An 11,362-nucleotide genomic window follows, 5' to 3' on the forward strand; every position below is an offset into this window, starting at 1 on the left:
TTCTGCACACTTTTTTTGAAAAAAAGCAAAAATTTTATTTTTGGAAACAATTAGCTGTATTCAAAATGACTTTTAGAGATGCGCTATTTGTTCAGTAGACATTATTTATATGTTGATGAATTACTTTTTCCTGAAGGAGACAAAGATGAACTAATTTTTGCGGTTGATGAAACAAGTTGTTTGCGAGAACTGGCGGTTATTAATGAGTCACCCGAAGTTGTTGTGGGGACTGAGATGGAGGAAGTTGCAAAAGTCAGCGCATGGGATCAATTAAACCAATTAATTGGGTTAACAAAAGTAAAAAAAGAAATTGATAAAATGCTCAAAGTAGTCCAATTGAATCAACAACGCGTTGCCAAAGGGCTTATGCCAATCAATCAATCGCTTCATGCAGTGTTTATGGGGAATCCAGGTACTGGAAAAACAACGGTTGCGCGATTAATGGGACAAGTCTTATTTGAGAATGGGGCGCTGTCTGGGGAGACGTTTAACTATGTGGAAGTTTCTGAGGCAGATTTGGTCTCCAATCATGTGGGAGAGACGGTTTTAAAAACAACGGAACGTTTAGAAGCGGCCAAAGGAGGAATTCTTTTCATCGATGAGGCGTATACGTTGAATAAAAAAGATAGTTCGGTAAATTTTGGTCAAGAGGCAATTGACACAATTTTAAAATATATGGAAGATCATCGCCAAGAAATCGTTATTATTTTTGCAGGCTATACGAAGGAAATGGAAGAATTCTTACGCACCAATCCTGGGTTGTCTTCGCGAGTACCGAATACGTTTATATTTGAAGATTATACACCAGAAGAGATTGTTACGATTGGAAAACGACAACTTGAGGAAGGTCAATATGATTTGGAAGATGAAGCTTATTATGAAAGAAATGTCGCTCGTCTGTATCAAGCTTCGTTAGATCATAGTAATGCTCGTTGGATTCGCAATTTTAATGAACAATTGATTAAAACGTTTGCCTTTCGAATTATTGAGGAAGGTTCCGAAGATGTTTCGACGATTAAAAATGTTGATATCTCTTCTCTTGTAAATAAAGATAAATTTGAGAATGGTGAGAAACCAGATGCTCTAGCTGAGTTGAATCAAATGATTGGTATTCAATCAGTGAAAGATCAAGTTGCTCGGTTTGTGGCTTTAGCAGAGGTGAATAAACGACGGGAAGAACAAGGTACTGGCAATCGGCATTTCACGCTACATTCTTTGTTTTTAGGAAATCCCGGTACTGGGAAAACAACAGTTGCTCGTTTATTGGGTAAGGCATTTTATCAAAAAGATATCATCAAGGCAGATAAATTTATCGAGGTGTCGCGCAGTGATTTAGTGGCAGGATATTCCGGTCAAACAGCGATTAAAACTAGAGAAGTATTGATGTCTGGATTAGGTGGCCTTGTGTTTATTGATGAAGCCTACAGTCTTTATAAATCTGAAAATGATACATTTGGTTTAGAAGCAATTGATGAAATTCTAAAATTTATGGAAGACTACCGCGAGGAAATTGTGATTATTTTGGCAGGATATAACGATGAAATGAATCGCTTTTTAAGGGCAAATTCAGGCCTATTGAGCCGCATTCCAAATCATTTTCAATTTGAGGATTATACACCTGAAGAAATCACACAAATTGGGATGATGAAGTTATTAAAGGATCAGTATGTCTTTGATACAGAGCAGTATAGGCAAGTGGTAGCGCGTACGTACCAAAGAAGCAATGATTTTAGTAATGGAAGATGGGTACGCAATTTCAATGAACGGTTAATTGGTATTGCTTCGTCACGCATTGCCAATGAAGGAACCAATGATTTGTTTACAATTACAGTAGACGATATCTATGCTACGGGAAAGGAATATTAAATATGGACGAAGAAAAAGGCTACGTTGCACCACCTAAAAAGGATGCAGCCAATCATCAGGGATATGTTGTACCGCCAAAAAAAGACGAGGAATATATTGCTCCTCCAAAAATGAATTCATCTCAATCCAGTGAATATGTAGCACCACCAAAGGAAAATCAAGCGAATCATCAGGCAGAGTCAACTCCAAAACAAAGTAATGAAACAATCGGTCAATCGAGAAAAAGCATTGATGCAATCTATACGACAAATCAAACAGATTCCTTTTTTAAACAGTATTTTCATACGCCAAAAATGGGCTGGCGTTTTTATATAACAGGGTACCTCATTTTGATGTTTCTTTGTTATGTTCCGCAAACTTGGGAAAATTATCGATGGGCCAATCAACTGGGGGGAGTTGCTCAAGGAATCCCAGCTTTTATAAAGTTGCTTGTTTTGGTCGGCTATATTTTATTGTCTAACTATACCTATAGTTGGTTTTCTGATTATCAACGAGCTAAAGGTGGTGCTTTTGCTTGGTTTTTCACTCCTTATGGAAGCGTCAAAGCAGGACTGGCTTCTTCCGCTTTTTTGAATTTTCAAAAAGGAACGGTAAAGAGAGGCATATTTGGTGGTTACCAAGTGGATAGCCATGCATCTGTGGGCAAGAGTATGCTTGCGATGCTCATAATCATGATTGTAACCGAACTGCTAAAATTTATCGTGGCTATACCATTAGCTTTTCTTTCTCTATTTCTGCATAAGCGGACCATCCAAAAATATATTTCACTTATTGAGGAAACTGAGATAAACTATCAAGTGTGACAATTAAAAAAGTCCAATAAAAATGATAAAAAGTTTGACAAAAAAATAAGCTCTCAAGCTTGATATGAAGCTATTTCTTCAAAAATTATTGTTTTGCAACTGTCAAACTCCTGTGGTATAATCGGCTTTATTCATGTAGATACCTTTTTCATACTTATGGTTTTGTCGCTTTTAAGTATAACGTATCTATATGATTTTTTTGTTTACTTCTTTATGCATTTCATTTTACAACTTATCGAAAAAAGAAAGTCGGGAGTTTGTTGACAAGTGAGCAATCTTTTGTTACGGTATAAATGAAAACTAAATAAGATTTGTTAGGTGAGGCTCCTATACAAACATAGGCTACTGCCCAAAAATGTCGAGAGACGCCAATGGGTAGAACAGGAATTGTCGAAAACAAGGCTTTTCATAAGGTAGCTAAGATGTTTGTCTTTACGTTGTATAGTGCCAAAACTCAACGATTAGATCAACGTCTTTTTTCAGGTTGTTTTTGAATGAAATTAGAGAGGCTTTTCGCGGGGTTTTTGTGCGGAAAGTCTTTTTTTTGTGCAGTTGGCATCAATGACCGAACAAGGTGCGAAACCTATCGAACAAATCAGAAGTGAATTGAGGAGATCATTCACATTGAATGAACACCGATTGAAAAGGGGATGGAAACAAATGGATGACAGTAGTTCGAAACAAAAGGGTTTGCAGATAGAAAGGCAAGCTTGGCGCATCGTGTAGTCAAACGATCGTCAAGGATTTCCTGACTCTCTCCAAGCCCTGCGAATGAAAAAAAATAGGTCCGAACGATGCTAGAACAAACAGGCTGATTTGCAAAAGGCGATTGGCTAGCATTTGGATTGGAGAGAAGGAGAAAAACAATGGTAAGAAAAAAACAAATAAAACAACCCATGTCTTATAACCGATTGGCACGGCAACCAATCGAGCAACTTTTTACTATCTTTCAAACATCGCGCAAGGGATTGACTGAAGAGCAAGCCGTGAAAGCGCGAGAAACTTACGGCGAAAATACATTTTCTTATGGAAAGAAGCCCTCATTTTTATTAGAAATGCTCAAAGCCTACATCACGCCGTTTACTTTGGTATTAATTGGTTTAGGTGTGACGTCTTTTGTCACGGATGTTGTCCTCGCTGCACCTGGAGAGAGAGATTTTTTTGGAACGAGTATTATTTTATTGATGGTTCTTGTTAGTGGAACCATGACATTGTTCCAATCCGTGCGATCAAATCAAGCGGCTGACAAGTTAAAATCATTGGTAAAGGTAACCGCATTAGTCAGACGCGCAGGTCATGAAGCAGAAATTCCAATGGAAGAGATTGTTTGTGGCGATATTGTCAAATTATCCGTGGGCGATATGATTCCGGCAGATATCCGATTGCTTGCTACGAAAGATTTGTTTCTTTCTCAATCGGCATTAACGGGAGAAAGCTATCCTGTCGAGAAGCAAGCCGAAGCAGTCATCCACGAGCAAGCAGCGGAAACAACTTATGAAAACATGGTTTATATGGGAAGTAACGTGATTAGTGGTAGTGCGGAAGGAATCGTTGTTGGGACGGGTCAAGGGACGTTATTTGGTCAAGTTGCCGATTCATTAGCAAGCAAACCCGTGAAAACCAATTTTGAATTGGGCATTCACAAAACGTCGTACTTATTTATTAAGTTTATGGCTCTCATGGCACCAACTGTTATTGTGATTAATGGGTTAACCAAAGGCGATTGGATGGAAGCTTTTTTGTTCGGCTTGTCCGTGGCAGTAGGGTTAACCCCTGAAATGTTGCCGATGATTGTCACGACAAACTTAGTTAAAGGCGCAACGAGCATGGCTAAGAAAGGAACGGTCATCAAAAATCTTAATGCCATTCAAAATTTTGGGGCCATTGATGTTTTGTGTACTGATAAGACGGGAACGCTAACTCAGGACAAAATCATTTTGGAATACCATCTTGATTTGTTAGGCAATGAAGATGAGCGAGTATTGAAGCATGCTTACCTGAATAGTTACTATCAAACAGGGTTAAAAAATTTATTAGACGTCGCGATTATTGAAGTGGCAAACGAAGAATTGACTATAGAGAACCAACACTATGAAAAAGTCGATGAAATCCCGTTTGATTTCGAACGTCGCCGGATGAGCGTTGTGGTGGAAGATGCTCAAGGAAAAACACAAATGATTACCAAAGGCGCCATTGAAGAAATGTTACAAGTGGCAAGTGTCGTAGATTTGCAGGGGGAAATTGTCCCACTTACCGATGAAATCAAGCAAAAAATCCTCAAAAAAGTATGTGAATTAAATGAAGATGGATTAAGAGTAATTGGCGTGGCACAAAAAACCAATCCAAGGGTTGTTGGAGAATTCTCGGTAGCAGATGAATCAGAAATGGTCTTAATTGGGTATCTGGCTTTCTTAGATCCACCAAAAGAGTCTACCAAGCAAGCACTGGAGACATTGAGCCGACAAGGTGTCAAAGTGAAGGTACTAACGGGCGACAATGCTTTGGTGACTCGGTCTGTGTGCAAACAAGTCGGCCTAGGAACCGAAACACTCATTATGGGCGAAGAATTGGCTAACTTGTCCGAAGAAGAACTACGGCAAGAAGTAGAGCAATACAATGTTTTCGTTAAGCTGACTCCACAACAAAAACAACAAGTGACACGGGCCTTGAGAGCCAATGGTCATACGGTCGGTTTTCTTGGGGATGGCATCAATGATGCACCTGCCATGAAAGAAGCAGATGTGGGCATTTCCGTTGACACAGCTGTCGATATCGCTAAAGAATCTGCGGATGTCATTCTATTAGAAAAAGACCTCATGATTTTGGAACGGGGCATTTTGGCTGGGCGCGAAACCTTTGGCAATATCATGAAATATATTAAAGCCACTGCTAGTTCTAATTTCGGTAATATGTTCTCAGTATTGGTCGCAAGTATATTTTTACCTTTCCTGCCGATGCTACCCTTGCAAATTCTGTTTTTGAATTTGATCTATGATATTTCATGTATTTCCATTCCATGGGATCATATGGATGAAGACTATTTAGAAAAACCAAAACGTTGGGATTCTTCAAGTATTGGTAAATTCATGTTATGGTTTGGACCAACGAGTTCGATATTTGATATTACGACCTATGCATTAATGTACTTTGTTATTTGTCCAGCTGTGGTTGGCGGAAGCTTCCATACATTGTCACCTAGTCAACAGGTCGCCTTTATCGCTGTCTTTCATGCTGGTTGGTTTGTGGAATCACTTTGGTCTCAAACGCTGGTTCTCCATGCCCTTCGCACACCAAAACTGCCTTTCATTCAAAGTAGAGGTTCATTTGTGATGACAACAATTACTTCACTGGGCATCGTTGCAGGAACGATTTTACCATTTACTAGCTTAGGACAAAATCTTGGACTGGCTATTTTGCCAGCCAACTACTGGGCATGGTTACTTCTAACCATCGTTGCGTACCTCCTTTTGGTGACTGTTGTCAAACAGTGCTACCTACGTCGCTATACAGAGTTACTCTAAGCTTGGGGAAGGTGAAGGAAGAAGACTGAAGAAAAAAGAAACGCTTGGAAATCTATTTAATATTGTTACTCAAAATGAGTAATACCATTAAATGGTATCAAAAAAAATAATTGGATAAAAAAAGTTAGTCTGATTTGAAAACCAGACTAACTTTCTTTTTTATATTTTTCAGAACGAGCTTTAGACAAAGTGTCGATAAAAATCTGCCAGTCGCGTGAATCAGGAGGATTTTTCCATATGATTTGTTTCCGTATAAATTTTTTGTTTTCAAAGTCAGAAAGGTAGATATCTGTTCGGTTAGAAAGCTTGTATTCAATTTTTATCGGGAGAAGATAGAAATTTGTAATAAGATCCGCGATAAATTCTGAATACAATTTTCCCCTAGAAAAATGGATACAAATAGTGACTGTTGGCTCAAATTCCTTAATAGGGAAAAAATGATAGAGCAGCATCATAAAGTCGTAGTAAGAATTATTTTTTAGTTCATCGTTAAAAAAAGTATAGTGAGAGAGAAGTAATCGAATAAAATGATCATAGCTTACGAATAAATTTTGCATAATTGCCGATGAACCAATCGTTTCAAAGGATTGAAAAACAATTGGGAAAAACTTTTGACGCAAAATAATCCGTTGAAATTCGATATTAAATAGAGGATTCTCAAAAAAATCATCAACAGACACTTGGAAATAATTTGTAAATAAGGTAATGAATCGTCTTTTCTCATTTCCCAAATAAAGCAACAACTTTTCATCATCGATGGTAATGGCATCAATCATGCCTTGACAAAAGAGAAATAAAAGAAAGTGTGCTGGAGAATTATCTGAAATTTTTTCCCATCCTTGAGTTAAAGCAATCATTTTTTTAGAATCTGTGAGCGCTATTAAATAATTGAAACCAGTGGATGATTGTCGAATGATTGTTAAGATTAAATATAACTCTATTTTTGTTTTTTCTAATGGAGTAAGAGACCAATTGAAAATTGATTCAAGTATACGATAATACTCAACTGCTGCTTGCTTCATTTCATCTGGGAATAAATATTCATTCTCATAATAAACGGTGAATAGCAGTTGGTATGCAAGTAATTGTATCGTCGTCTCATCCCCTACAAAAACATCTTTTTCAATATAAATATTGTAATGAGATAAGATATGAATAAGCGTTTTTTGAACATTATAAGACTTGCTAAAGCTAATGTAATTTTCTTCACTAAATTCTTTTAAATTCTTATGGAGAAGTGTGGAAATAAACATTCGAAACGGTAACGAACGTTTAGCTAAATAGCTTTTAAATTTTGTTATTTTATTGATCGATATTTCACGATGTACAATGAAATTTTTCCCGTTTTTAATGAAAAGTTGCTGATTAAAAAGATTGTACCATGAATCGTTTAAGTCATTTATCAACGTATTTAGTTTGTATTCAGATAAATCTAAATAATTCTGCAAGTATGGGAGTGTTAACATGGATCCAACGTTATCAATTGCAGCCAGTTCAACTAATGTTAGCTGATAACGTTGATCATCCTCAAAAAAGTTTTTTATATCCATCTCTTTTCCTCCATGTAACTATCACGCAATACAAAAAAAGGTAGTTAGATATGATTTCCTTATGAATTTTTTAGAAATCGTAATAGATGGCGATGTATACAATATTCACTGTTATGTTTAATACTACTCAGATATCATGCGTTTTGAATACGATACAAGGCGTTGTTTATTTTATTTTTTGTTATTTTTAAAAAAAACAAAAATTATAAATAAAGGTAACTAATATATAATTTGTATTGTGAAGAGAGAATCATGTGTTCAATAATGAAGGAAATTTTTTGGGGAAAACGTATATTTGGGATTGCTCCACAAAAAATATCAAAATGGGGTGAAAGAAGTGTTTTTCCAAAATAAGGACGAGTACTTGGTTGCCATGCGAGAAGGAATTAAGTTTGATTTCATTAAAAAGAAAATGCCAACAGTATATAACTACTGGATGGATAAGGAAATGGAACTAGAAGAGTTACTTACAAAATATAATCCACAGCAATTGTGGTTTGTTATTCAAGAAATGATGTTAATCAATGCAAAATTTGTAATATTAAGAAATATCTTCCAAAATTTTGAAGATGATTATTATTATCAAGAAAAAGAACCTTCAAAAATTGACAGATATTATTTTGATCAGGATGAATTAATTCAAGGGATTGAGCGGGATAGTCATTATTACTATAAAGAGCTATGTGGATATCAAGTGAATGAAAAGGCACCTAATTCATTAATTTTTGGTAAGCAGGAGATTGTTGGCTAGTCTTGTTTTTGACGAATTTCCCAATGTTTTAAAGTAACAAGGTATTGAATGCTTTATAAAGATCATTGCAAAACGATATGTAAAATGACTATTTTAAAATAGTTTTACCATGGGAATAGTAAGCTCCTTGCTACTTACATCTATTATAATTTAAAAATATCTATGTATGTTAGGATTGCAATCAATAATATACATGAAGTTCGTTGCTAGAGTAAATTAAGAAATTGCTGAAAATTAGTCAGTCATTCTGTCAAGGTAATACAAAAATCCTCTATATGCTGACCCACATGGGGAAGATGACAATCGTTTATTTCACGCGATTGTCGTCTTTTTTTTGATTGTTTGTCTTTGAGTGACTCTTGGCGTGTTATACTTTCATAAAGGACAATGGTTTATTTTGGACGGTGGAATACGCATCATGCGCTGTTAACTGGCTATAGAAGAAGGGATGATGGCTGATGAATTGGGAAAAACTGTTTGCGGCGATTATATTGCAAAGAGGGTATGACTATTACTGTGAGAAGGCAGTCGAATTACTTGATGTGAATGAAAATGAAGTTCATGCAGAAGTGATTGGCTCGGATGAATATGAAGTTACCATTTCTTTTTTAAATGGGCAGGTAGCGGAGATGGCCTGTTCTTGTCCCTATGCTCAAGGTGGCAAACATTGTAAACATATGGCAGCTGTCTTGTTTGAATGGTCGGAGCAGTCTAGTGACAATGAATCGTCGGCTAGTGACCAATTTGCAACATCAATCAATCCAATGGAAAGTCAGCAATCTTCTACCGACTATTTCGAGGAAATTGAAGAATTGGTGGAAAAAGCAGATATAAATTATGTGCGCTCATTTTTAAAAACGATTTTGAAGGAGGACGACAGGTGGTTTCTTCGTTTTCAAAATGTGTTAAAGATGGAAAATGATGAAGTCGATTTGACTTATTATTCGTTGATTATTGAAGAGATTGTTGCTCAATTTTCGGGATATGATGATTTCATTGATTATAATGATGCGAGCGAATTTGCGTCGGAATTAGAGGATTTTCTTGCGGATGATGTGACCGACTTGCTGAATCGTGGCTATTACCAAGAAGCTTTCGAGATAGCTAGTCAGATTTTTGTTCTAATTGGCAATGTGGATATCGATGATTCAGATGGTGAGGTAGGAATGCTAGCTGAAGACATTTATCAATTTTGGCAACGATTGCTACGTGAAGCAAATTTGGAAGCAAAACAAATGATGTTCACTTGGTTTGTTTCGAATTTGGACGGTACGATTGTGGATTATCTAGAAGAATATATTGAACGCATTCTCTTTGAAGCATTTGATGAGCCTATTTTTATCCAAGAAAAATTGATTTTTGCCAGAGAAAAACTTGCGTATATCAATCAGAAAAAGAATGATTGGAGTCGTGAATACCATGTTGGAAAATGGGCTTCTCATTATCTAGCATTATTAAGCAAAAGCGATGATCAAGGAAGCCAACAAGAACTTGCCAGAATCTATCGTACGTATTGGTCGAATACAGACGTGCGAAAATTTGCCATCGGACAGTCACTTGAGAAAAAAGACTACCAGCAAGCACTTGAGATTTTGGATGAGTCCATGCAGTTGGATCAAGAAAAACGAGGTACGTTAGCAGAGTATAGCAGACAGAAAAAAGCTATTTATCAATTGCAAGGCAATCAACCAGCCTATCTTGCCCAATTATGGGAGTTATTGTTGAAATACACGCCTGGTGATTTAGATGTGTATCATGAGTTGAAAGAACAATATTCTACGGCAGAATGGGCGACGGAGCGAGAAAAAGTCTTTCAACAATTGCCTGTATCTGCATCTGCTCAAGTTGCGAAGATGTATCAAGAAGAGGGACTTAAGGATCGTTTATTGGCGTATGTGGTCAAGTATCCTGGTCTCGATGCGGTCTCGTGCTATGAAGATGAGTTAAAAGCAGAGTATTCGAGTCAGTTACTCGCGAAATACCGAAAGGAGCTAGAGCAAGCTGCAGCTTATACGAGCAATCGAAAGCAATATGCCATGTATGTTACCATTTTAAGAAGGATGAAGAAACTAGCTGGAGGATCAAAAGTAGTGGATAGCATCATTGAAACATGGCGGAAAGATTACAAAAACCGACGTGCAATGATGGATGAACTACGGAAGATTTGAGGGATGAGATGGCAATAGTTATTTTGAATATTGATTGAAATGCTCGTTTACAGTCAATTTTTTATTTCGACATAAAGGCACATTCAGTTCTAAAATTATCTACCTGAATTATTCATGAAATACTTTTTCCGTCGTTTCATAGGCAGTTGAGCCAATAAAAAGATCAGAAAAACGAACGAGATCCTCTCATAACGTGCCACTAAATAAAAATCGTACGTTATTTTAAAAAATGGATTGATTCTAGGCAGTACTTTGTCGGTCTATTTTTAGAAAAAGACTGCTAAATCAATAATTTAAACGACTGTATCCTCTGGAATACAGTCCAAAATAAACCATCATAAACATTTGATGAGGCCAAGTGAATCGCTATTCTTCTTGCATGCTTTGTTACCTTTGCGCCAATATGAATCAACTTAAATCGTAACGTGGCGATTGTTGAATTTCTTTCTGAATCTGGAAGTACAGTCTTTTTAAATAGATGAATCAAATTATAGGAGATGCAAGCTAACGCCATTCGCGCAGAGTTTTCAGTGAAAGTTGAGCTATCAGTCTTATCGAAATAAAAGCCGTTTTTGATTTCCTTAATGAAATTTTCCATAGTTCCCCGTTTTTGATAGAGAGCGAAGACAGTTTCTGGCGATACGTTTCTGAAATTTGAGAGAACAAACTCAAACCTTGTAAAGAGAAAACTGCCAGCATCACG

Annotated in this window: 7 protein-coding genes and 1 riboswitch; of the genes, 5 read left to right on the forward strand and 2 right to left on the reverse strand. The window is 36.7% G+C overall.

The window, feature by feature from the left end; all coding sequences use genetic code 11:
• Positions 1-78 precede the first annotated feature (78 nt).
• The 3 genes from ACFSR0_RS04480 (at position 79) to mgtA (ending at position 6,190) form a co-directional block, all read left to right on the forward strand.
• Complete coding sequence (locus ACFSR0_RS04480) at positions 79-1,866, forward strand: AAA family ATPase (RefSeq protein WP_379980329.1); 1,788 nt, start codon at positions 79-81, stop codon at positions 1,864-1,866.
• Positions 1,867-1,868: 2 nt separating this feature from the next.
• Positions 1,869-2,669, forward strand: a complete 801-nt coding sequence (locus tag ACFSR0_RS04485; protein WP_379980331.1) for a hypothetical protein — start codon at positions 1,869-1,871, stop codon at positions 2,667-2,669.
• Positions 2,670-2,972: 303 nt separating this feature from the next.
• Positions 2,973-3,142: riboswitch (M-box (ykoK) riboswitch) on the forward strand.
• Between the two features lie 393 nt (positions 3,143-3,535).
• Complete coding sequence (gene mgtA / locus ACFSR0_RS04490) at positions 3,536-6,190, forward strand: magnesium-translocating P-type ATPase (protein ID WP_379980333.1); 2,655 nt, start codon at positions 3,536-3,538, stop codon at positions 6,188-6,190.
• A gap of 146 nt (positions 6,191-6,336) precedes the next feature.
• Here the strand turns inward: mgtA and ACFSR0_RS04495 are convergent, their stop codons facing one another.
• On the reverse strand, positions 6,337-7,740 hold the full coding sequence (locus tag ACFSR0_RS04495; RefSeq protein WP_379980335.1) for a hypothetical protein: 1,404 nt from the start codon (positions 7,738-7,740) through the stop codon (positions 6,337-6,339).
• Between the two features lie 364 nt (positions 7,741-8,104).
• Here ACFSR0_RS04495 and ACFSR0_RS04500 point away from each other — a divergent pair, with 364 nt between their 5' ends.
• The gene (locus ACFSR0_RS04500; RefSeq protein ID WP_379980337.1) at positions 8,105-8,491 is read left to right on the forward strand and encodes a DUF7006 family protein; all 387 of its coding nucleotides are present in this window, start codon (positions 8,105-8,107) and stop codon (positions 8,489-8,491) included.
• Between the two features lie 458 nt (positions 8,492-8,949).
• Positions 8,950-10,659 (forward strand): SWIM zinc finger family protein, encoded by a 1,710-nt coding sequence (locus ACFSR0_RS04505; RefSeq protein WP_379980339.1) that lies wholly within the window; start codon positions 8,950-8,952, stop codon positions 10,657-10,659.
• A gap of 280 nt (positions 10,660-10,939) precedes the next feature.
• Here the strand turns inward: ACFSR0_RS04505 and ACFSR0_RS04510 are convergent.
• A partial coding sequence (locus tag ACFSR0_RS04510) for a transposase (RefSeq protein ID WP_379980341.1) occupies positions 10,940-11,362 on the reverse strand: 423 nt, incomplete at its 5' end.

It is taken from the genome of Enterococcus camelliae, assembly GCF_042685105.1.
GTDB lineage: Bacteria > Bacillota > Bacilli > Lactobacillales > Enterococcaceae > Enterococcus_G > Enterococcus_G camelliae.

What these genes read in the sequence shown, in the direction of transcription:
- ACFSR0_RS04480 (WP_379980329.1), top strand. Translation starts at nt 79, where the DNA reads ATGCGCTATTTGTTCAGTAGACATTATTTATATGTTGATGAATTACTT.
- ACFSR0_RS04485 (WP_379980331.1), top strand. Translation starts at nt 1,869, where the DNA reads ATGGACGAAGAAAAAGGCTACGTTGCACCACCTAAAAAGGATGCAGCC.
- mgtA (WP_379980333.1), top strand. Translation starts at nt 3,536, where the DNA reads ATGGTAAGAAAAAAACAAATAAAACAACCCATGTCTTATAACCGATTG.
- ACFSR0_RS04495 (WP_379980335.1), bottom strand. Translation starts at nt 7,740, where the DNA reads ATGGATATAAAAAACTTTTTTGAGGATGATCAACGTTATCAGCTAACA.
- ACFSR0_RS04505 (WP_379980339.1), top strand. Translation starts at nt 8,950, where the DNA reads ATGAATTGGGAAAAACTGTTTGCGGCGATTATATTGCAAAGAGGGTAT.